The following is a 22,306-nucleotide window of genomic DNA, read 5'->3' on the forward strand; positions in this document are numbered from 1 at the left end:
TGAGCCCCCTTTAGAAGTACACGTCCGCCGCAGGAATGCTGACACGGCCTTTTGCGGTCTTTAGGACAAGGTTGCCGCCCGTGTCCACGGTTTCAAAGGTTCCAACCGTTTCAGATGTCGAGGTTCGCGCGGTGATCACGTCACCCAAGCGAGCGGCACGAGACAGCCAGGCAGTGCGGATCGGTTCGAACCCGTAGGTCACGAACTGAGTTTCATATTGTGCATAAGCCGCGGCTAATTCGGTCAGAAAATCCTCGGGCAGCACTGCGGCACCGGTTTCCGACAACAGAGAGACTGGCCGCACCGCGCTTTGTTCCACCGCATAGGCTGGGGGGGCCTCGGAAAGATTTACACCGATGCCAATCGACAGATACGACACGCCCCCGCCCTTACCGGTGCTTTCCAGCAAGATGCCCGCCAGCTTGCCCCCGTTCAGCAGCACGTCGTTGGGCCACTTCAATGACAGCCCGTCGGCGCGACCGGTGACCGCGACACAGGCGTCGAACAGCGCCAAGGCCGCCACAAAGCTGCGCAAGGCCGCTTGTTCCGGATTACCCTGCGGTCGCATTAACAAGGTCGCCGCCAGGTTGCCCTTAGGGTTGGCCCACGCCCTACCCCGTCGTCCCCGCGCCGCCGTCTGGTGATGCGCCATGATCCACACAGGGCCCGGCGACGTAGGGGCAAGTCGGGCAGCCTCATTCAATGTACTGTCGACTTCCTGCACGATGTGCAGTCCGTATCCTTGCGGCCAATCAGTCATGTCAAAAAGGCCCGGCCTTTTGACCGAGCCCCCTGTAATTGGATGTTAAACACGTCAGTTGACAAGCGTCGCTGCCGCAGCCGCAGCCGCGCCTTCGATGCCGAACTGATAGAAAACGCCCACCAGCATCAGCGCCGCCGACCCCATCAGCGCGACCCACAGAACCGGGGTCGAGTGGGTTTCGATCGGATCCTCGTTCTCGGCCCCGAAATACATATAGAACACGATCCGCAGGTAATAGAACGCACCGATCACAGAGGCGATGGCCGACACGATCACCAACCCGGTCAGACCCGCGCTGATACCTGCCTGCCAGACGCCGAACTTGGCAAAAAAGCCCAGCATTGGCGGAACGCCAGCAAGGCTGAACATTAGGATCAGAACAGCCAGGGCCTTACCCGGATCGCGTTTGGAAAACTGGCGCAGCGCATCGATATCAGTGACGGGTTTGCCATCGCGCTCCATCATCAGGATGAAGGCAAAGGTGCCGATATTCATGGTCACGTAAATTGCCAGATACATCAGCATCGCTTTGATGCCCATTTCCGTACCCGCCGCCAGACCGATCAACGCATAACCCATATGGGCAATTGATGAAAACGCCATCAGCCGCTTGATATTGCGCTGACCAATCGCGGCAACCGCACCCAGCAGCATCGACAGAACCGAAAGCAGCACGATCACCTGCTGCCAGTCTTTCACTACGCCACCAAAGGCGTCATGCATAAGGCGGGCAAACAGCGCCATCGCCGCCACTTTTGGTGCGGTGGCAAAGAAGGCGGTGATCGGCGTGGGCGATCCTTCGTACACGTCCGGCGTCCACATATGGAAGGGCACAGCCGAAACCTTGAAGGCAAGGCCCGAGATCAGGAAGATTAGGCCGAACAGCAGACCAACCGAGATGTCGTCGTGATGGACCGTTTGGATGATGCCCGAAAACAGCGTCGTGCCGGTAAAGCCATAAACAAGCGATGCACCATACAGCAGCAGCCCCGAACTGAGCGCACCCAGTACGAAGTACTTCAGACCGGCCTCAGTTGATTTGGCGCTGTCACGACGCAACGCAGCCACGACGTACAGCGACAGGGATTGCAGCTCCAGCCCCATATACAAGGACATCAGATCGCCTGCGCTGACCATCATCATCATACCGACAGCAGCCAGCGCCACCAGCAACGGGTATTCGAACCGCAACAGATCGCGGCGGGTCATATATTCCTGGCTCATCACCAGAACAGCCGCAGCCGACAGCAGGATCGCGACCTTGGCAAACCGCGAGAACCCGTCATCGACGAACATCCCGTTGAACGCCACGTTGGTGCCATCGCCATTGGTTGCAATCCAGAAGGACAGCAGCGCCATTAGCCCCGCCGTCGTCCACACCAGAATTGGCGCCAGCGCGTCTTTCGTCGTGTAAACTGCCCCGATAAGGGCGGCCATCGCATACACGGCCAGAACGATTTCCGGCAGGATTATTGTCAGATCAGCCTGGATCATGTCTCCAAAGCTCCCTTAATGCGAGGCGGCCGTCTGGGTCGCGGCCTCAGCCGCGGCCAGAGCCGAGTCATAGTTCGAAATAAGCGCGGCGGTCGAATTGCCGATCACATCGGTTACCAGCGACGGGTAAACGCCCAGCAGGATGGTCATCACGATCAGCGGCGCAAAGATCAGCCGCTCGCGCGAGCTCATGTCCGTCATTGCCTTGAGGCTTTCCTTGATCAGATCGCCAAACACGACCCGGCGATACAGCCACAGCGCATAGGCAGCCGAGAAGATCACGCCAGATGCAGCCACAGCCGTCACCCAGGTATTGACCTGGAACGCGCCCATCAGCGTCAGGAATTCACCGATGAACCCGGATGTACCCGGCAGGCCGACATTGGCCATGGTGAACAGCATGAAAACCAGCGCGTATGCGGGCATCCGGATCACCAGACCGCCATAAGCGTCGATGTCACGCGTGTGCATCCGGTCATAGATTACACCGACACACAGGAAGAGCGCGGCCGAGATAAACCCGTGGCTGAGCATCTGGAAGATCGCGCCGTCAATACCCTGCTGGTTCGCAGCAAAGATACCCATAGTCACAAAGCCCATATGAGCAACCGAGGAATAAGCGATCAGCTTCTTCATATCCTCCTGCACCAGCGCCACCAGCGAGGTGTAGACTACTGCGATGGCCGACATCCACAGCACCAGATCGGTCATCACCGCTGACCCGACCGGGAACATCGGCAGACTGAACCGCAGGAAGCCATAGCCGCCCATCTTCAGCAGGATCGCCGCCAGCACAACCGAGCCTGCAGTCGGCGCCTGAACGTGTGCGTCAGGTAGCCAGGTATGAACCGGCCACATCGGCATTTTCACCGCAAACGAGGCAAAGAAGGCCAGGAACATCAACGTCTGCATACCGCCGACGATATAAACGCCCAGCACGCTGAACCCTTCGGACGAGAAATGGTGGCTCATCAAGGCTTCGATATCGGTGGTGCCTGCATCGGAATACATCGCAACCATCGCCACCAGCATCAGCACCGAGCCGAGGAAGGTATAGAGGAAGAACTTGAAGCTTGCGTAAATCCGGTTCGCCCCACCCCAGATGCCGATGATCAGGAACATCGGGATCAGGCCGGCCTCGAAGAACAGATAGAACAGAACCAGATCCAGCGCCATGAATACGCCCAACATCAGCGTTTCCAGCAGCAGGAAGGCGATCATGTATTCTTTGACGCGGTCGGTGACCTGCCAGCTGGCCAGAATGGTCAGCGGCATGATGAAAGTGGTCAGCAGTACGAACAGAACGCTGATACCATCTACACCCATCTTGTATTTTAGGCCCAGCAGCCACTCGGCCTCTTCCACCATCTGAAAGCCGGTATTGGACGGATCAAAGCCTGTATAGATACCGATCGAGACAAGGAAGGTCACCGTGGTCGCGACCAGCGCAACCCATTTCGCGTTGCGCTGCGCAGCCGCGTCCTCACCATGCAGGAACAGGGCCAGGATGCCTGCCGCCACTGCCGGAATAAAGGTGACGATCGAGAGGATATTATCCATTAGTGTGCGCCTCCGCCGATCGACATCCAGGTGACCAGGGCAGCGATACCCAGAACCATCCAGAAGGCATAAGTAAAGATGTAGCCCGTCTGTGCCTTGCCTGCGAGGCGGGTAAAGAAGGGAATAACGCCCATCGAAACCCCGTTCAGGAAGCCGTCGATGGTATTGCCATCACCGCGTTTCCACAGGAACCGACCAAGCGCAACGGTGGGTTTGACAAAGATCGCATCGTAGATCTCGTCAAAGTACCACTTGTTCAGCAGGAACAGGTAAAGCGGACGCTGGTTCTGTGCCAGACGCCCCGGCAGGGACGGGTTCACGATATAGAACCAATAGGCCATGACAAAACCCAGCGCCATCGCAACAAAGGGTGAGACCTTGACCCATTTCGGGGCGGCATGCGCTTCGTCCAGAGTATGGTTGTCCGGCGCGATATAGATCGCGCCCTCGCCCGGCTCACCCGCGAAGACATAGTGGTGATCACCGCCATGCGCATCCTTCTCGCCGTGCCCATCATCGGCATGAGTATCTTCTGCGTGCCCCTCATCAGCGTGTGCATCATCCGCATGTGAATCCGCAGTGCCATGATCGCCCGCCTCGGCATGCTCCGACGCCTCGGCCACCGGAATGCCATAGAACTTGCCGACCTTGTCCGCATGACCAAAGAAGTTGCTATACCAGATCATCCCGGCAAAGACCGCACCCAAGGACAGCACGCCTAAAGGAATCAACATGGTCATCGGGCTTTCATGCGCATGCTCATGCGTATGCTGATCACCACGCGGCTCGCCATAGAAAGTCAGGAAGATCAGGCGCCAGCTGTAGAACGAAGTGAACGCAGCCGCGATCACAAGCAGCCAGAAGCCATAGGCCGACCCACCAGCATAGGCACTCTCGATGATGGCATCCTTGGACAGGAACCCGGCGAACCCGATGGTGGTCAGCGGAATACCAACGCCGGTAATAGCCAGTGTCCCGATCATCATCGCCCAGAAGGTATAAGGGATTTTCTTACGCAGACCGCCGTATTCGGTCATTTCCTGCTCGTGATGCATCGCGTTGATCACCGACCCCGCACCAAGGAACAGCAGCGCCTTGAAGAAGGCGTGCGTAAACAGGTGGAACATCGCCGCCGAATACATGCCCACACCAGCGGCCACGAACATGTAGCCCAGCTGCGAACAGGTAGAATAGGCGATGACGCGCTTGATATCGGTCTGAACCAGACCCACGGTCGCCGCAAAGAACGCGGTCGAGGCGCCTAGTACGGTGATGAACCCGGTCGCACCCGGCGCGAACTCCATCAGCGGCGACATGCGGCAGACAAGGAAGACACCTGCAGTCACCATGGTCGCAGCGTGGATCAGTGCCGACACCGGTGTCGGGCCTTCCATCGCATCCGGCAACCAGGTGTGCAGGATCAGCTGCGCCGATTTACCCATCGCACCGATGAACAGCAGCACACAGATCACCTCGATGGCATTCCATTCACCCCACAGGAAGTGCAGTTGCGTTTCCGCTAGCTCAGGGGCCGACGCGAAAATGTCGGAAAAATTGATGCTGTCCGTCAAGAAGAACAGCGCAAAAATCCCCAACGCAAAGCCAAAGTCACCCACCCGGTTGACAATGAACGCTTTCATCGCCGCCGCGTTGGCCGATGGCTTGCGGTAGTAGAAGCCGATCAGCAGGTAAGACGCGACACCCACACCTTCCCAGCCAAAGAACATCTGAACCAGATTATCCGCCGTCACCAGCATCAGCATGGCAAAGGTAAAAAACGACAGATAAGCAAAGAAGCGCGGCTTATAGCTCTCGCCTTCGCGCCATTGCGGATCATGGGCCATATAGCCAAAGGAATACAGGTGTACGAGCGCCGATACGGTCGTCACCACGATCAGCATGATCGCGGTCAGCCGGTCCAGCCGCACGGCCCAGCTTGTCGAGAGCGAGCCGCTCTCGATCCAGCGCATGATCTCGACCTGCTGGGTCACCCCGTCAAAGGTGAAGAACACGATCCACGACAGTAAACAGGCCAGAAACAGCAGGCCGGTGGCGGTCCACATCGCGGCCTTTTCACCAATGAATCGCCAGCCGAACCCGCAGAGCAGCGCGCCCACCAGCGGGGCAAAGAGGATGGTGGTTTCCATGTTCTCTTACCCCTTCATCATATTGACGTCTTCAACCGCGATGGTGCCGCGGTTGCGGAAGAAGCAGACCAGAATGGCCAGACCAATCGCCGCCTCGGCCGCTGCAACGGTCAGCACGAACAGCGTAAACACCTGCCCGACCAGATCGCCGAGGAAACTGGAAAACGCCACAAGGTTGATATTCACCGCCAGCAGCATCAGTTCGATGCTCATCAGCAGGATGATGACGTTCTTGCGGTTCAGAAAGAGACCGAAGATGCCGATGACGAACAGTGTCGCCGCGACCGTAAGATAGTGTTCAAGTCCGATCATCGTCTCAAAGTCCCTGCCCCGGTTTCACGTCCTTCAACTCCATCGCCTTGGCCGGGTCGCGCATCATCTGGCCGATGATGTCCTGACGCTTGATGTCCTGACGGTGGCGCAGCGTCAGAACAATGGCGCCGATCATGGCCACCAGCAGGATCAGGCCCGCCAGCTGGAACAGAAGGAAGTATTGATCATAAAGAATGACGCCCAGCGCCTCGGTGTTGTGGCGGTCCACCGGAACCGGCTGCGCCAGATTAGCCGCCGCACCCTGCGCGCTGTCCCATGCGCCAAAGGCCATGACGAACTGCATCAGAATGACCAGACCGATCAACAAGGCCAATGGCATGTAACGCGCCATCTCGGCCTTCAGCTCGGCAAAGTCCACGTCCAGCATCATCACCACGAACAGGAACAGCACCGCGACCGCGCCGACATAGACGATGATCAGCAGCATTGCCACGAACTCGGCCCCCAGCAGCACGAACAACCCGGCCGAGGAGAGGAAGGAAAGGATCAGCCACAGCACCGAATGCACCGGCTGGCGGCTGATCACCGTAAACAGCCCGCCGGTGATGGCGCTGATGGCAAACAGGTAGAAGGCAAAGACGGTCATTGATCCTCATCCTCGTTATCGCCCATGACCTCTTGCGCCAGATCCAGCGCGCGGGTCATGGCCGGGATGCCGGCAAAGACCGACATCTGGCCGATCGTTTCCACGATCTCTTGTTTCTTCGCGCCCGCTTCCAGCGCATGACGCACGGTCTGACGCACCGCCGAGTCCGCTTGAGCGCCCTGACAAGTCAGCCCAGCCAGCGTCAGCAGCAAGCGGGTCTTGGCGTCCAATCCATCCTTGTTGACGGTATTGCCGAACATCATCTCCATGACCTCTTTGGGCATGGTCGGCCACAGCACTTCGAACCCCTTGGGCGAGAAATTCTCGAGCCCCGGGTTCATCGCCTTGGCCATGTCCTGTGCCTGTTTGAGCATTTGCTCGAATGGGTTTGTGGGCTTGTCACTCATCTGTACGGCGCATCCATTTCCAGGTTGCGGGCAATCTCGGCTTCCCAGCGTTCGCCGTTATCCAGCAGTTTTTGCTTGTCGTAGAACAGCTCTTCGCGGGTTTCGGTGGCGAACTCGAAATTCGGGCCTTCGACGATTGCATCGACCGGGCAGGCCTCCTGACAGAAGCCGCAATAGATGCACTTGGTCATGTCGATGTCATAGCGCGTGGTTCGACGGCTGCCGTCCTCACGCGGTTCGGCGTCGATGGTGATGGCCTGCGCCGGGCAAACCGCCTCGCAGAGTTTGCAGGCGATGCAACGTTCCTCGCCATTCGGATAACGACGCAAGGCGTGCTCGCCCCGGAACCGCGGGGATAGAGGACCCTTCTCGTGCGGGTAGTTTATGGTGGCCTTGGGGGCGAAGAAATATTTCAACCCCAGCTTCATGCCGACCCAAAAGTCCTGCAGCAGGAAGTATTTGGCAGCGCGGGTATAGTCGATCTGCGTCATGATTAGCCTCCTACGCTCCAACGGGCGAATGCGCCCCAGAACCAGTCGAATTTCGCCGCAAAAGCCACGAACACCACCCAGGCCAGCGAGAACGGCAGGAACACTTTCCAGCCCAACCGCATCAGCTGGTCATAGCGGTAGCGGGGTGTGATCGCCTTGACCATTGCGAAGAGGAAGAAGAAGAACGCCATCTTCGCAACCATCCACAGGACACCGTCAGGCAGGCCCGGGATCGGCGACAGCCAGCCACCGAAGAACAGCAGCGATGTTAGCGCGCACATCAGGAAGATCGCAATGTATTCGCCTGCCATGAACAACAGGAAGGGTGTGGCCGAGTATTCCACCTGATAACCGGCGACCAGTTCGGATTCCGCCTCGGGCAGGTCAAACGGTGGGCGGTTGGTTTCCGCCAGCGCCGAGATGAAGAACAGGAAGACCATCGGGAAATGCGGCAGCCAGTACCAGCTGAATAGGCCCAGCCCGCCATCCTGCGCGCGTACGATGTCGCCGAAATTCATCGACCCTGTAGAAATGATCACACCAATGATGATCAGGCCGATGGAAACCTCGTAAGAAATCATCTGCGCAGCTGAGCGCAACGATCCTAGGAACGGGTACTTTGAGTTCGACGCCCAACCGCCCATAATCACGCCATAAACCTCCAACGAAGATACGGCGAAGACATACAGAATGGCAACGTTGATATCTGACAGGACCCAGCCATCGTTGAACGGGATTACCGCCCAGGCGATCATCGCCAAAACAAAGCTTGTCAGCGGTGCCAGAATGAAAACCGTGCGGTCGGCCCCGGCGGGGATAACCACCTCTTTCACCACATATTTCAGCGCATCTGCCACCGATTGCAGCAGGCCATAGACGCCCACCACGTTGGGACCGCGGCGCATCTGTACCGCCGCCCAAATCTTGCGGTCGCCATAAACGAGGAACAACAGCGAGATCATCACAAAGGCAACAACGGCAAGCACTTGCGCCAGAATGATGATGGCTATTCCGCCTGGGGTGTTAAAGAAATCAGCCATTGGTCCTCACACCGTGGGTATTCCGTTTTCCGCGTAAATTGCGAAGGCCATTTGCCTGCGCAAACTGCGGCTGGGTCGGCGCGTTGGTGTAAACAGCATCCGCCGCACTTACGCCACCCTTATTGTTGCGTCTCACGCGCATTTTCACAGCCACCTTATTGCAGGCCCCTAAAAGCGATATGAAACAGGTCTGTTTCATTCCGCCGCGATCTTCCCGGCCTTGCGTGCCTGTGCCTGCGCCGACAGCTCAGCCATCAGTTGCGAGGCGCGGGCGATTGGATTGGTCAGGTAAAAGTCCTTGATCGCATTGCGGAAAGTGGCTGTACCTAGGGGGCCAGCCTCCATCAATTGCACTTCGTTTTCGATCACCTCGTCGATGCGCGTCAGATGCGGCACTGCTTCGATCAGCGCACTGCGCAATTGCGCCAGCGAGTCGTAAGGCAGCGTCGCGCCCAATTCGGCCGACAAGGCCCGCAGGATCGCCCAGTTTTCCTTGGCCTCACCTGGCGCAAAACCAGCGCGCATTGCCAATTGCGGGCGGCCCTCGGTGTTCACGAACAGCCCGTTTTCTTCGGTATAGGCGGCACCCGGCAAGATCACGTCAGCGCGGTGCGCGCCCCGGTCGCCATGGCTGCCCTGATAGATCACGAATGCGCCCTCGTCGATTTCGACCTCGTCTGCCCCTAGGTTGTAGATCACGTCCGCCGCGTTGATGGCCTCAATGCCACCCTCGTTGGTGGCACCCACATCCATTGCCCCCACGCGAGAGGCAGCGGTGTGCAGGATCAGCAGCCCGCTTTCAGTACTGGCAGCAATGGTTTGCGCGGCGGCAAGCACAGCCGCACCGTCGGCCTCTTGCAACGCGCCCTGCCCCACAACGACCAGTGACGCCTTACCCTTGATCTCATCATCTCCGCCCATGTCGACGACCTTTTGCAGTGCTGTCCTGTCGTCACCAACGTGATGGTAGGCATAGGTCAGATCGACTGCTGGCCCGACCAGGGCTACTTCGGCCCCGTGCGTCCACGCCTTTCGGATTCGCGCATTCAAAACCGGAGCCTCGTCGCGCGGGTTGGTACCGATCAGCAGGATGCGTTCGGCCGCATCAATGTCTTCAATCGCGGCGGTTCCCGCATAAGCCCCACGATTTCCCGCTGGCAGCTTGGCCCCGTCAGTACGGCACTCGACAACACCGCCCAGTCCTTCGACCATCTGTTTTAACGCAAAAGAGGCTTCGACAGGAACCAGATCCCCGACGATCCCGGCGGGTTTTTCAGCGCCTTTCAGGGCTTTTGCCGCACGTCCCAGCGCCTCGGGCCAAGTCGCGGGTCGAAGCTTTCCGTTTTCGCGAATGTAAGGTTTGTCCAGACGCTGACGACGCAAGCCATCCCAGACAAACCGGGTCTTGTCGCTGATCCATTCCTCGTTCACGCCGTCATGATTGCGCGGGAGAAAGCGCATGACCTCACGGCCCTTGGTGTCCACCCGGATGTTGGACCCCAGCGCATCCATCACATCGATGCTCTCGGTCTTGGTCAATTCCCATGGTCGGGCAGTAAATGCGTAAGGCTTTGAGGTCAGCGCCCCAACCGGGCACAGGTCGATGATGTTCCCCTGCAGGTTCGAATTGAGCGTTTGGTTCAGATACGAGGTAATCTCGGCATCCTCCCCTCGACCGGTCTGGCCCATCTGCGCGATCCCGGCGACCTCGGTCGTGAAACGCACACAGCGCGTACAACTGATGCAACGGGTCATCGCGGTACCGACCAGCGGACCGAGATCCAGATCATCGACCGCACGTTTGGCTTCTTTAAAACGCGACCCCGACACGCCGTAAGCCATCGCCTGATCCTGCAAATCGCACTCACCGCCCTGATCGCAGATCGGGCAATCCAGCGGGTGGTTGATCAGCAAGAACTCCATCACGCCTTCGCGGGCCTTCTTGACCATGGGCGAGTTCGTCTTGACCTGAGGCGCCTGCCCTTCCGGCCCGGGGCGCAGGTCACGGACCTGCATCGCGCAGGACGCTGCAGGTTTGGGCGGGCCGCCCACAACCTCAACCAGGCACATCCGGCAGTTCCCTGCGATCGACAAACGTTCGTGATAACAGAAGCGCGGCACCTCGACCCCGGCTTGCTCACAAGCCTGGATCAGGGTCATCGCACCATCGACTTCGATTTCCTGCCCGTCGATATTGATCTTACGGAGGTCAGACATCGTCTAGTTCGCCCTCAAATACACGCCAATGGCGCTGTTTCTTTCAATCTCTGCCCGCCCCAGCGTGCAGAAGGAATTGGGGTTTTCGTAGGTGACACCGTGTTGGGCCAGATACGCCTCGCCCTTGGCGCGCATCCGGTCCTTTTCGGCATCCGAATCCACATACGCCCGGATTTCATTGTCCGAATATCCCAGTTTGTTCGCTTGCGACTTCAATCCCCACAGCACACCGATCGCTTTCAGACGCCGCCCGCTGATCGAGGGGCAATACTCTGAAATCTCATTTGCAATGGCGATGTAATAGAGTTCGTTGTCGATTTCTTTGACTTCGCGCAAGGGCGGTTTCGCTTCAACGATGGTGGGCAAAGCCAGCACAGACAGCAGCGTCAGCATTTTCACACTGGACATGACAATTCCTTTCGTCTTGGGAAACCCAAGACGACCGGCAGTCGGGGTGCTATGCAATAACATCCCCCGTGTCATCGAGTGATATGCGAACACGCGCGTCATGGTCGCTGGCAAGCTCCTGCAAAGGTCAACTTGTCGTCGCTGACACGCAAGTTCTGGGGTTCAGTATCCGGGCCGACCTTCCACGCGATGCTGGAAGAACCGAAGTTCTTGATGCAGAATTTCGTTCCCTCGTACCGTCCCGCTTCGCGCGCGCCGTCCAACGAGGCAGAAACCCCATTCACAACCACGGTGAATTCGGTCGGCATCTTCTTTTTATCGACGGGCTTTGCTTTGGCCCGAAAATACTTACCGTCAAAAAGGACACGATCACTGGACGACGTGATGCCACCGCACGCCGAAACAAGTGACAACGTAAGGACGCCGGCCAACATGGACACGCGACCGGCAACACTTTTACGTCCTAGCATCTGATATTTTCCCCAAGTCTTCATCAAAACGCCGCCACTATTGCCATAGTCCCCATCACGACCATGCAGGCCCAGGCGATGACATACAGAACCGAGCGCAAACCAGCAGACGGTTTGCCGATACCGCGAATATGCACCACCAGCATTATCAGGCGCGCCAGCAACGCGACCGAAGCCAGCAGGTTAACCCAAAATGGGCTGGCCCCCATAAGAATGGCCGCGACAATGACCGTCAGATAGGCGGGCAGCGTCTCGGTCCCATTCAGGTAGGCGCGATTCAGGCGATAGGCCTTGTCAGCATAGTCTTGTTCGGGTGTGGCCCCCGGCGCCAACCCTTTGCTTTGTTTCGCCAAAGCCGTGAATGGCGACATGAACAGAAGCACGAGCGTGAAGATCACTATCGAAGTAACTGCGTGGGAGTAGTCGGTTAGAAATTCCATCTAGGTCACTCCTTTACCAGAAATCGCCCGATAGCATCTTCGGTTCCCGCCACGCCTCGTCCAAACGCACAAAGAGATTTTTTGTTTGAAAATTCTACATTTCTGTCGTCGAGAACCTTCCTTACTTGCCCCTTAAGCCAATCGGATCTCCCATAAAATAAGAACTTGCGCATTTTTTGCCGACGCAATCCCTGAACCGCAGTCAGTTCTGTCGCAGTCAGCACGTAACTCTGGTAATCAGAACCGCCAACAGTGGCCAGACCGCTGCATCTGTCTTTTATGAAATGAGCCGCAAGAACCTCACCGACAGCCTGATCGTATGCCGCACGTTTCGCAGCTGCGGCTGGGGCTGCTACAGCCCCGATAAGCAAGAGTGCGACACAAGTTGTTCGAAAGCTCCGCATCTCGATCACTCCGCCGCCATCGCACCCATCCGACCCGTTTTCTGGGCCTTGATGCGATCTTCAATCTCTTCGCGGAAGTTACGGATCAGGCCCTGGATCGGCCAGGCAGCCGCATCGCCGAGGGCGCAGATCGTGTGACCTTCAACCTGTTTGGTCACATCGAACAACATGTCAATCTCTTCCAGCTCGGCCTCGCCGCGCACCAGACGGTCCATCACGCGCATCATCCAGCCGGTGCCTTCACGGCAGGGCGTACACTGACCGCAACTTTCATGTTTGTAGAATTTCGACAGCCGCCAGATCGCCTTGATAATGTCCGTGGACTTGTCCATCACGATGACCGCAGCAGTCCCAAGGCCCGAGCCCAGATCGTTGCGCAGGTGGTCAAAATCCATGATCGCATCGCGCATGTTCTCGCCGCGCACACAGGGTACCGAGGACCCACCCGGGATGACCGCCAGCAGATTATCCCAACCGCCTCGAATGCCGCCGCAATGGGTTTCGATCAGCTCCTCAAAGGGAATAGACATGGCCTCTTCGACCACGCAGGGGTTGTTCACGTGACCCGAAATGGCAAACAGCTTGGTCCCTGCATTGTTCTGACGGCCGAATCCCGCAAACCAGTCCGCACCACGGCGCAGGATGGTCGGCACAACCGCGATGGATTCTACGTTGTTCACCGTGGTCGGGCAGCCATACAACCCCGCGCCCGCCGGGAACGGAGGCTTCATCCGCGGCATACCTTTCTTGCCCTCAAGGCTTTCGATCAGGGCGGTCTCTTCTCCGCAGATATAGGCACCGGCGCCGTGATGCAGGAACAGATCGAAATCCCAACCCGAACCGGCGGCGTTCTTGCCTAGCAGACCCGCGTCATACGCTTCGTCAATCGCGGCCTGCAGCGCCTCGCGCTCGCGGATGTATTCGCCGCGCAGGTAGATATAGCAGGTGTGTGCGTTCATCGCGAAAGACGCGATCAGGCAGCCTTCGATCAACGTGTGCGGATCATGGCGCATGATCTCGCGGTCTTTGCAGGTGCCGGGCTCGGATTCATCCGCATTCACCACCAGATAGGCCGGACGACCATCACTTTCCTTGGGCATGAACGACCATTTCAGACCAGTTGGGAAACCCGCGCCACCGCGCCCACGAAGGCCCGAGTCCTTCATCGTCTGAATGATCCAGTCGCGCCCATTGCCAATCAGGCCAGCTGTGCCGTCCCAATGCCCGCGGGCCTGCGCACCTTTCAGCGTGCGCTCGTGCATCCCGTAGATGTTGGTAAAGATCCGGTCCTGATCCTTCAGCATCGCGTGTTACCTTCAGCTATCCTGACGCATGCGCCAGAGTTGAAATATGTTGACGCCCGCATAGACGAACGCCGCCAGAGCGGCGAGATCAAACAACAACGCATGGCGCGTCGTCAGTTCCAGTGCGGGGCCAATGAACAGGTTCATGGCAAGCCAAATGGTCATCGTCACTGCAATGACGATACCTATGTGACGACCCTTGCGGGCTATGGCCTGTTCTTTGTCCTTGTCCATCTCATCCTTCATGCCCCGGATGGGCATGCGTCCTAGTCTTCGTAAGTGCCGTCTTTCTTGGCACGTTTGGCGAACTCGGTTTCCTCGCCCGCCGCCAGCTTACCGGCCTGTTCGATCCAGCCGTCCCGCTCGATCCGACCTTTGAACTTCAGCCGCGCATCAACCCAAGCCACCTGTTCCGATGTCCAGGCCGCAATCTGGTCGTAGTGGTAAAAGCCCAACTCGTTCAGCGTTTCTTCCAGCTTGGGTCCGACACCTTTGAGCATCTTCAGGTCATCAGCTTTTCCATCGCGCGGCGTGGTCAGGGTTTCCGGCTGGTCTTCTTTCGCCTTCGCCTCTTCGGCCTGTTTCACCGCAGACTTGCCCGGTGTCGGCGCTTTCGGAGGTTTTGGTGCCGCCTTGGTCGCTGCAGCCTTACCGTCCTTACCCAGCCAAGGGGTTAGGATGGGCACTTCGGTCCCATCAATCCGCTTGACTGTATCGCCCAGATCATTCGCCAGTTCGACACTGGCGTTAAACTGGGTTCGACCACTGTCATATTCCGTCAGACTGGTCAGTCCTTTAAGAGGTTCTGCCGCATAACGCCCATTCTGCGGGCCCGGTGTCGGAACTTTGCCCGCAACCAAATCGTCGAGGATTTTGCCAAAGCTCTCGGTGGTCAGGTCCTCATAATAATCCTTACCAATCTGCGCCATCGGCGCGTTGGTACAGGACCCGAGGCATTCCACCTCTTCCCAGCTCAGCTTGCCATCGGCAGATAGTTCATGCGGCCTGGCAGCGATCTTGTCCTTGCAGACCGCAATCAAATCCTCGGCCCCGCAGATCATGCAGGACGTCGTGCCGCAGACCTGAATATGTGCCACCGAGCCAACCGGCTGCAACTGGAACATGAAGTAGAAAGACGCGACCTCAAGAACGCGGATGTAGGCCATGCCCAGCATGTCGGCGACGGATTCAATCGCCGGACGACTCAGCCAGCCTTCCTGCTCCTGCGCGCGCCACAGCAGCGGGATAACCGCGCTGGCCTGGCGCCCCTCAGGGTATTTTGTGATCTGCGCTTCGGCCCATTGCTGGTTGGCAGCGGAGAAGGCAAAGCTTTCGGGTTGTTCGGGGTGGAGGCGGCGGAGCATTAGCGGTCAATCTCTCCAAATACGACGTCCATGGTGCCGATGATGGCGGCAACATCGGCCAGTTGGTGGCCTCCGGCGACGTGGTCCATAGCTTGCAGGTGCAGGAACCCCGGTGCGCGCAGTTTGGCGCGGTAGGGTTTGTTGGTGCCGTCGGCGACAAGATAGACGCCGAACTCACCCTTTGGGGCCTCAACGGCGGCGTAGACCTCACCGGCGGGAACGTGGAAACCTTCGGTGTACAGTTTGAAATGGTGGATCAAGCTTTCCATCGAGGTCTTCATGTCTGAGCGTTTCGGCGGGGTGATCTTGCCGCGCGCCAGAACATCGCCGGGGCACTCACGGATTTTGACGATGGCCTGCTGGATGATCGACAGCGACTGGCGCATCTCTTCCATGCGCACCAGATAACGGTCGTAGCAGTCGCCGTTCTTGCCGACGGGGATCTGGAATTCGAACTCGTCATAGCATTCATAAGGCTGCGCGCGACGCAAATCCCATGCCAGACCAGACCCGCGCACCATCACGCCCGAAAAGCCGTATTTCTGGATGTCATCCTCGGTTACGACGCCAATATCGGCATTACGCTGTTTGAAGATACGGTTTTCGGTCAGCAGACCGTCGATGTCGTCCAGAACGGCGGGGAATTCGTGGCTCCACGCCTCGATATCGTCCAGCAGTTCTGGCGGCAGGTCCTGATGGACACCACCAGGGCGGAAATAGGCCGCGTGCAGGCGGGCACCGCAGGCGCGCTCATAGAACACCATCAGCTTTTCGCGTTCCTCGAAGCCCCACAGCGGCGGCGTCAGCGCGCCCACATCCATCGCCTGCGTGGTCACATTCAGCAGATGGTTCAGGATGCGCCCGATCTCGGAATAGAGAACACGGATGAGCGAGCCGCGACGCGGCACTTCAACCCCTGTCAGCTTTTCGATGGCCAAACACCAGGCGTGCTCCTGGTTCATCGGTGCCACGTAATCCAGACGGTCGAAATACGGCAGGTTCTGCAGATACGTCCGGCTTTCCATCAGCTTTTCGGTGCCACGGTGCAGCAGACCGATATGCGGGTCACAGCGCTCGACAATCTCACCGTCCAGCTCAAGCACCAGACGCAAAACTCCATGCGCCGCAGGGTGTTGCGGACCGAAGTTAATGTTGAAGTTGCGGATTTTCTGTTCTCCGCTCAGCGCGTCCGTGCTGCCGTCATCGTATCTTGAGCCGTCCATCAACGCCCCCGTTTTTTCTTTTTCGCTTCGGCCCGAACCCGAACCTTTTCAGCTTCGGCCGCTTTGGCAGCGGCACCTGCCAGCAGCACCCCCAGCGCACCCAGAATGATAAGTTCACCCATCATCTCAGCGGCGCTCCAACTCTTGCAGTTTCAGCCCAACCCACCACAGCAACGCAATTGTGCCAAATGGAACCAGACAAAGAAGGCACCAGAACTTGTTGATCCCGAAAAACGGCAAAATCTTCACCATCGGAATGATGGTCAGTGCAGAAAGGATCAGCCACCAGATGCCACCCATTATTCAGTCTCCTGTTTTTCATCCCCCGGAAGAATGTAGTTCGCGCCTTCCCACGGGGACATGAAATCAAACTGACGGTATTCCTGCACCAACGACACCGGCTCATAGACAACGCGCTTTTGCGCTTCGTCATAGCGCACCTCGGTATAGCCGGTGGTCGGGAAATCCTTGCGCAGTGGGTGGCCGCGGAACCCATAGTCGGTCAGGATGCGGCGCAGGTCCGGGTGGCCCGAGAACAGGATGCCGAACATGTCGAACACCTCACGCTCGAACCAATTCGCCGAGGGGTGAACGTCAACGATCGAGGGCACCATGTCTTCTTCTCGGATTGAAACCCGCAGGCGGATGCGCTGGTTCTGGTACATCGACAGGAAGTGATACACCACGTCGAACCGCTTGGCCCGTTCGGGGTAATCCACGCCAGTGATGTCGACCAGCGACGAAAACTGGCAATTCCGGTCGGATTTCAGGAACTCAATGAATTCCACAAGGTTCGACGGCGCCACATCCACGTTCAGTTCGCCATGGGTCACATCCCAGGACAGAACGCAATCGGCCCGTTTCAGTTCAAGCTGCGCGCCGAGTTCTTTGAGTGCTTCGCTCATCAGCTCTCTCCTCAGCGTACGATGGTGCCGGTGCGGCGGATTTTGCGTTGCAACTGCATCAGGCCATACAGCAACGCCTCGGCGGTTGGCGGGCACCCGGGGACGTAGATATCCACTGGAACCACGCGGTCACAGCCGCGCACGACCGAATAGGAATAGTGGTAATACCCACCGCCATTTGCGCAGGACCCCATCGAGATCACATAGCGCGGCTCGGGCATCTGATCGTAAACCTTGCGCAGCGCCGGGGCCATCTTGTTAGTCAGCGTTCCCGCCACGATCATTACATCGGACTGACGTGGGGACGCCCGCGGGGCGATACCAAACCGTTCGGCATCATAACGCGGCATCGAGGTGTGCATCATTTCAACCGCGCAGCAGGCCAGACCGAAGGTCATCCAGTGCAGTGATCCAGTACGGGCCCAGTTGATGATGTCTTCGGTCGAGGTCAGCAGGAACCCTTTGTCCTGCAACTCGGCATTCAGGGCCTGGGTTGCGACTTCTTTGTCGACACCGGCAGTGTTTGCACCCGTCATCACTCCCATTCCAAGGCCCCCTTCTTCCATTCATAGGCAAAGCCGATGGTCAGAACACCCAGGAACACCATCATCGACCAGAACCCTACATCGCTGATGTCCTTGAAGCCGACGGCCCACGGAAACAGAAAGGCGATTTCCAGATCGAAGATGATGAACAGAATCGAGACCAGATAGAACCGGACGTCGAATTTCATCCGCGCATCGTCAAAGGCGTTGAAGCCACATTCATATGCGCTGACCTTTTCAGGGTCGGGGTTGCGGACTGCCAGAACCACAGCCGCCAGAATCAGGACGATTCCAAGGCCGACAGCAACGGCCAGAAACACCAGAATCGGGAGATACTCCCGTAGCAGGTCTTCCACGAATAGCTCCTTTCCTGCGCAACCCGGTCGGGGGGCGCCGTCAATTGGCGTGTTGACTGGACATTCTCTATCCGCGCGTGGTCAGAGGGTCAACCGAACACAGTCGCAGACAGGAGTAATAATCCACTTGTCATGCCCTGTGATCCGGGAAAGGTGATTCCTACTGCAACTACAATGAAATTAAGGCCTAAACCTAACTTTTCCATGCAGGTTTTCGCTTTTCAAAGAACGCACCGATTCCCTCCATCGCCTCGTCGGTTTCCCACCGATCCACCAAGGCTTCGATCGTCTGGTCAATCACAGCATCGTCAATATTGGGTCCCAGCTTGCTGACCAAATCCTTGGCCGAGGCAACCGCGCCTGGCGCACAGGAAAGATAGGGCAGAACTTCGGCTTCGACCGCATCAGCTAAATCGGTTGCCGGAACGGTTTTGGCCAGCAGCCCAAGCTCGACCGCCTCGACAGCATCGAACAACCGGGCCGACATGAACACGCGCCGCGCCCGCGCCTCACCCATCCGGGCAATCACATATGGGCCAATCGTGGCCGGGATCAGACCCAGCCGCGTCTCGGTCAGGGCCATTTTTACGCTGTCCACACCAATGGCCACGTCGCAAACAGCAGTCAGCCCAACACCACCGCCAAACGTATTGCCCTGAATCGCACCGATCAGCGGGCGGGGCATGGTGTTCAGCGCCTGCAGCATCTCGGCCAGCTTGCGCGCCTCGGCAAACCGCGTTTCGGGGTCGGCGGCCATCTGGTCCTGCATCCAGCCCAGGTCACCGCCCGCACAGAAACTCTTGCCCGCCCCGGTCAGAACCACTACGCGAACTGTGTCATCTGCACCCAGTTGCGCGGCCGCTTGTGTCAGTTCGGCAATCATCTGCGCCGACATCGCGTTGTGTTTTTCCGCCCGGTCGAGCGTCAAAGCCGCAACTCCACGCGCGTCTGTGGTCACCGAGATCGTTTCAAACATGCCCGCCCCTCACTCTGGCCGCATGGCCCGCGCCATTTGCGCGGCCTGCTCTAGGACTTCCAGATCAAGCCCGGTTTCATAGCCCAACCGCTCCAGATGGGCGGCTACGGCCTCGGTCGCGACATTCCCCGCAGCTCCGGGCGCATAAGGGCACCCGCCCAATCCACCAACCGCCGTATCAAAGGTTCGCACGCCCAACGCCAGGGCAGCATCAATATTGTCGAGCGCCCGGCCATTGGTGTCGTGGAAATGCCCAGCCAGACGGGTTACCGGCACGCGTTCTCGTACGGCCAAAAGCATATGCGCGATGGTATCTGGCGTCCCCTGCCCGATTGTATCGCCCAATGAGACCTCATAGCAGCCCAAACCAAACAGCTGATCAGCGACCTCGGCCACCTTCTCGGGCGGTGTTGGGCCATCATAGGGGCAGTCGGTCACGCAGGACACATATCCACGCACCGGCAGATCAATGTGGCGCGCGGCCTCGAGGATCGGCGTGAACCTCTCGATGGATTCGGCAATCGTGGCGTTGATATTGGCTTTCGAGAACCCCTCGGAGGCCGAAGCAAACACCGCAATCTCATCCGCCTTGGCCGCCAAGGCATCCTCGTACCCACGCATGTTGGGCGTCAGCGCGGCATAGCGCACCCCATCTGGCCTTTTTATTCCCGCCAAAACTTCCGCACTGCCGGCCATCTGCGACACCCATTTGGGCGATACAAAACTGGCTACTTCGATCCGGTTGAACCCGGCGCGGCTGAGGCAGTCTACCAGCGCCACTTTCTCGGCAACCGGGATCTCACGCTGTTCATTTTGCAGGCCGTCACGTGGACCTACTTCGAAAATCTCGACCCGCTCACCCATGGCCGCGCTCCTCCCGGTTTTGTTTCGTGTCCTGTTCGGATGGCCTGACTGTGCCACGCGATGCGGCGCGCGAACAGGTCACTCTTCTTTTAATCTGATCAGGGCCGCTCCGGCTTCGACCTGCGCGCCGTCCTCAGTCAGCACCTCGGCAATGACACCGTCGCGGGCGGCCAGAAGGGAATGTTCCATTTTCATCGCCTCCAAAATGGCAAGCCTGTCTCCCTCACTTACCTTTTGACCAACGGCGGCAAACACCGCCTTGACCAATCCGGGCATGGGGGCTTCGATCACGTTAGTATCGCCTGCAGCGCTGGCATCGCGGTCCAGCGGATCAACAATGTCAAACGCCTGCCCGTAGGTGTCAAAGACCGTGATCCGCGCGCCCGAAACCGACACCTGCGGCATTGGGCTGCCGTCAATGGACCAGATACCGTTGCTGCGCTCGGCAATGACAGTATCTTCCCCGACCTGCCAAACCTGACGATTTGAACCTTCAACCTGAACATCAAGATCAAGGGTGTCATCTACCTTTAGCTGAACTGCACGGTGCAACGGAGCCCACAGGGAAAACCCAGTATCTTCCTTCGTATCGACCAAGTCCAACGCCGTCATCGCAGCCGCCACGCATGTCGCTGCCGAAATCGGAGCTATCAGTGTCAGCGCATCAATATCCCGCCCGATCAGCCCGGTATCTACATCACCTGTGGCGAAACCTTCATGCCGGGTCAGCGCACCCAGAAAGGCGAGGTTGGTCACGGTGCCTGCGACCTCGGTCTGCTGCAGGGCACGATGAAGCTGTTCCAATGCAACCGCGCGCGTGGGGCCATGGACGATGACTTTAGCGATCATCGGGTCATACCATGGGCTGATCGTATCACCCGCACGCACTCCGCTATCGGCACGGCAGGCCGTAGGGAATTGCAGATGCGTCAGGGTGCCCGTTGCAGGCAGGAAGCCCTTGAGCACGTCCTCGGCATAAAGACGGGCCTCAAATGCGTGGCCAGTGATGGATAGATCGTCCTGACGTTTCGGCAACGCCTCGCCAGCGGCGACCCGCAATTGCCATTCGACCAGATCGACCCCGGTGATCGCTTCGGTCACGGGATGCTCGACCTGCAGGCGCGTGTTCATCTCCATGAACCAGAACCTGTCCGGACGCAGCCCGTCCGAAGCATCAACGATGAATTCAACCGTCCCTGCGCCCTTGTACCCGATCGCCTCGGCGGCCCGCACGCCCGCCTGCCCCATCGCCTCGCGCATCTCAGCCGGCATACCCGGAGCCGGAGCCTCCTCGATCACCTTCTGGTGTCGGCGTTGAAGCGAGCAGTCTCGTTCAAACAGATGCACCGCATGGGTGCCGTCGCCAAAGACCTGCACTTCTATATGGCGGGGTTTGGCGACGAATTTCTCGACCAGAACGGCGTCATTGCCAAAAGCGGTTTTGGCCTCGCCCCGAGCACTGTCCAATGCGGCGCTGAAATCCTCGGGACGTTCGACCAGCCGCATGCCTTTCCCGCCGCCGCCTGCGACGGCCTTGATCAAAACCGGATAGCCAATGGTCTCCGCCGCGCCTGCCAGATGTTCGGGGTCCTGATTGTCACCATGATATCCAGGCACAACCGGCACGCCGGCCTGCTCCATAAGAACCTTGGCCGCATCCTTGAGACCCATCTTGCGGATCGCATCCGCCGAAGGGCCGATAAACGTCAAACCAGCCGCATCGACCGCATCCACGAATTCGGGGTTTTCCGAGAGAAAGCCATACCCCGGATGGATCGCCTGAGCTCCGGTATCCAGCGCAGCCTGAATAATCACGTCGCCCTTCAGGTAGCTTTCAGCGGGAGCCGCGCCGCCGATACGGACAGCCTCATCGGCCATCTGCACATGTTTTGCCGAGGCATCCGCGTCGGAATAGACCGCAACACAGAAGACGCCCATTTTCTGAGCCGTTTCCATGACGCGACATGCGATCTCGCCCCGGTTGGCAATCAGGATTTTATTGAACATGT

At 58.4% G+C, this 22,306-nt stretch carries 25 protein-coding genes; all 25 read right to left on the reverse strand.

Going from position 1 to position 22,306, the window contains the following annotated elements:
• Positions 1-10: 10 nt before the first annotated feature.
• The 25 genes from ACR0M2_RS03305 to ACR0M2_RS03425 all read right to left on the reverse strand — a co-directional run bounded on the left by ACR0M2_RS03305 (position 11) and on the right by ACR0M2_RS03425 (position 22,304).
• A complete protein-coding gene (locus ACR0M2_RS03305) occupies positions 11-760 on the reverse strand; it encodes a biotin--[acetyl-CoA-carboxylase] ligase (protein WP_480704029.1) in 750 nt (249 codons plus the stop codon).
• A 54-nt stretch (positions 761-814) separates the two neighbouring features.
• Positions 815-2,257, reverse strand: coding sequence for an NADH-quinone oxidoreductase subunit NuoN (gene nuoN, locus ACR0M2_RS03310; protein WP_170348167.1), 1,443 nt, complete (start codon positions 2,255-2,257; stop codon positions 815-817).
• A 15-nt stretch (positions 2,258-2,272) separates the two neighbouring features.
• On the reverse strand, positions 2,273-3,817 hold the full coding sequence (locus tag ACR0M2_RS03315; protein ID WP_170348165.1) for an NADH-quinone oxidoreductase subunit M: 1,545 nt from the start codon (positions 3,815-3,817) through the stop codon (positions 2,273-2,275).
• A complete protein-coding gene (gene nuoL, locus ACR0M2_RS03320; RefSeq protein ID WP_480704030.1) occupies positions 3,817-5,964 on the reverse strand; it encodes an NADH-quinone oxidoreductase subunit L in 2,148 nt (715 codons plus the stop codon). Before nuoL ends, ACR0M2_RS03315 begins: the two co-directional genes overlap by 1 nt.
• Before the next feature lie 6 nt (positions 5,965-5,970).
• Positions 5,971-6,276 carry an NADH-quinone oxidoreductase subunit NuoK gene (nuoK, locus tag ACR0M2_RS03325; RefSeq protein ID WP_005984024.1) on the reverse strand — a complete coding sequence of 102 codons (306 nt, stop codon included), beginning with the start codon at positions 6,274-6,276 and terminating at the stop codon, positions 5,971-5,973.
• A gap of 4 nt (positions 6,277-6,280) precedes the next feature.
• On the reverse strand, positions 6,281-6,883 hold the full coding sequence (locus ACR0M2_RS03330) for an NADH-quinone oxidoreductase subunit J (protein WP_170348161.1): 603 nt from the start codon (positions 6,881-6,883) through the stop codon (positions 6,281-6,283).
• The gene (locus tag ACR0M2_RS03335) at positions 6,880-7,290 is read right to left on the reverse strand and encodes a carboxymuconolactone decarboxylase family protein (RefSeq protein WP_480704031.1); all 411 of its coding nucleotides are present in this window, start codon (positions 7,288-7,290) and stop codon (positions 6,880-6,882) included. Before ACR0M2_RS03335 ends, ACR0M2_RS03330 begins: the two co-directional genes overlap by 4 nt.
• Positions 7,287-7,781 (reverse strand): NADH-quinone oxidoreductase subunit NuoI, encoded by a 495-nt coding sequence (gene nuoI, locus ACR0M2_RS03340; protein ID WP_170348157.1) that lies wholly within the window; start codon positions 7,779-7,781, stop codon positions 7,287-7,289. Before nuoI ends, ACR0M2_RS03335 begins: the two co-directional genes overlap by 4 nt.
• Positions 7,782-7,783: 2 nt before the next feature.
• Positions 7,784-8,821, reverse strand: coding sequence for an NADH-quinone oxidoreductase subunit NuoH (gene nuoH / locus ACR0M2_RS03345; RefSeq protein ID WP_170348155.1), 1,038 nt, complete (start codon positions 8,819-8,821; stop codon positions 7,784-7,786).
• A gap of 195 nt (positions 8,822-9,016) precedes the next feature.
• Positions 9,017-11,038, reverse strand: a complete 2,022-nt coding sequence (nuoG, locus tag ACR0M2_RS03350) for an NADH-quinone oxidoreductase subunit NuoG (RefSeq protein WP_480704032.1) — start codon at positions 11,036-11,038, stop codon at positions 9,017-9,019.
• A gap of 3 nt (positions 11,039-11,041) precedes the next feature.
• Complete coding sequence (locus ACR0M2_RS03355; protein WP_254428648.1) at positions 11,042-11,446, reverse strand: DUF5333 domain-containing protein; 405 nt, start codon at positions 11,444-11,446, stop codon at positions 11,042-11,044.
• 98 nt (positions 11,447-11,544) lie between these two features.
• Entirely contained in the window at positions 11,545-11,916 is a 372-nt protein-coding gene (locus ACR0M2_RS03360) for a hypothetical protein (RefSeq protein ID WP_254437374.1), read from the reverse strand.
• A 23-nt stretch (positions 11,917-11,939) separates the two neighbouring features.
• Positions 11,940-12,356, reverse strand: a complete 417-nt coding sequence (locus tag ACR0M2_RS03365) for an MAPEG family protein (protein WP_480704033.1) — start codon at positions 12,354-12,356, stop codon at positions 11,940-11,942.
• A gap of 409 nt (positions 12,357-12,765) precedes the next feature.
• Complete coding sequence (nuoF, locus tag ACR0M2_RS03370; RefSeq protein WP_170348145.1) at positions 12,766-14,064, reverse strand: NADH-quinone oxidoreductase subunit NuoF; 1,299 nt, start codon at positions 14,062-14,064, stop codon at positions 12,766-12,768.
• Positions 14,065-14,076: 12 nt separating this feature from the next.
• Entirely contained in the window at positions 14,077-14,298 is a 222-nt protein-coding gene (locus tag ACR0M2_RS03375; RefSeq protein ID WP_170349358.1) for a DUF5337 domain-containing protein, read from the reverse strand.
• Positions 14,299-14,330: 32 nt separating this feature from the next.
• Positions 14,331-15,428, reverse strand: a complete 1,098-nt coding sequence (nuoE, locus tag ACR0M2_RS03380) for an NADH-quinone oxidoreductase subunit NuoE (protein WP_480704034.1) — start codon at positions 15,426-15,428, stop codon at positions 14,331-14,333.
• Positions 15,428-16,651: an NADH-quinone oxidoreductase subunit D gene (locus tag ACR0M2_RS03385; RefSeq protein ID WP_170409203.1), complete on the reverse strand. Its 1,224-nt coding sequence runs from the start codon at positions 16,649-16,651 to the stop codon at positions 15,428-15,430. Before ACR0M2_RS03385 ends, nuoE begins: the two co-directional genes overlap by 1 nt.
• On the reverse strand, positions 16,651-16,776 hold the full coding sequence (locus tag ACR0M2_RS03390) for a hypothetical protein (RefSeq protein ID WP_264187107.1): 126 nt from the start codon (positions 16,774-16,776) through the stop codon (positions 16,651-16,653). The genes ACR0M2_RS03385 and ACR0M2_RS03390 overlap by 1 nt, the downstream gene beginning before the upstream one ends.
• A gap of 1 nt (position 16,777) precedes the next feature.
• Positions 16,778-16,951 (reverse strand): hypothetical protein, encoded by a 174-nt coding sequence (locus tag ACR0M2_RS03395; RefSeq protein WP_058274391.1) that lies wholly within the window; start codon positions 16,949-16,951, stop codon positions 16,778-16,780.
• On the reverse strand, positions 16,951-17,556 hold the full coding sequence (locus ACR0M2_RS03400; protein ID WP_170395739.1) for an NADH-quinone oxidoreductase subunit C: 606 nt from the start codon (positions 17,554-17,556) through the stop codon (positions 16,951-16,953). Before ACR0M2_RS03400 ends, ACR0M2_RS03395 begins: the two co-directional genes overlap by 1 nt.
• Positions 17,557-17,567: 11 nt before the next feature.
• Positions 17,568-18,101, reverse strand: a complete 534-nt coding sequence (locus ACR0M2_RS03405) for a NuoB/complex I 20 kDa subunit family protein (protein WP_010442777.1) — start codon at positions 18,099-18,101, stop codon at positions 17,568-17,570.
• Positions 18,092-18,457, reverse strand: coding sequence for an NADH-quinone oxidoreductase subunit A (locus ACR0M2_RS03410; RefSeq protein ID WP_050602775.1), 366 nt, complete (start codon positions 18,455-18,457; stop codon positions 18,092-18,094). The genes ACR0M2_RS03405 and ACR0M2_RS03410 overlap by 10 nt, the downstream gene beginning before the upstream one ends.
• A 193-nt stretch (positions 18,458-18,650) precedes the next feature.
• Positions 18,651-19,433: a crotonase/enoyl-CoA hydratase family protein gene (locus tag ACR0M2_RS03415; RefSeq protein ID WP_480704035.1), complete on the reverse strand. Its 783-nt coding sequence runs from the start codon at positions 19,431-19,433 to the stop codon at positions 18,651-18,653.
• 9 nt (positions 19,434-19,442) lie between these two features.
• On the reverse strand, positions 19,443-20,297 hold the full coding sequence (locus ACR0M2_RS03420) for a hydroxymethylglutaryl-CoA lyase (protein WP_480704036.1): 855 nt from the start codon (positions 20,295-20,297) through the stop codon (positions 19,443-19,445).
• A gap of 78 nt (positions 20,298-20,375) precedes the next feature.
• Positions 20,376-22,304 (reverse strand): acetyl/propionyl/methylcrotonyl-CoA carboxylase subunit alpha, encoded by a 1,929-nt coding sequence (locus ACR0M2_RS03425; RefSeq protein WP_480704037.1) that lies wholly within the window; start codon positions 22,302-22,304, stop codon positions 20,376-20,378.
• Positions 22,305-22,306 lie beyond the last annotated feature (2 nt).

The sequence above is a fragment of the Ruegeria sp. BE10 genome, from assembly GCF_056538905.1.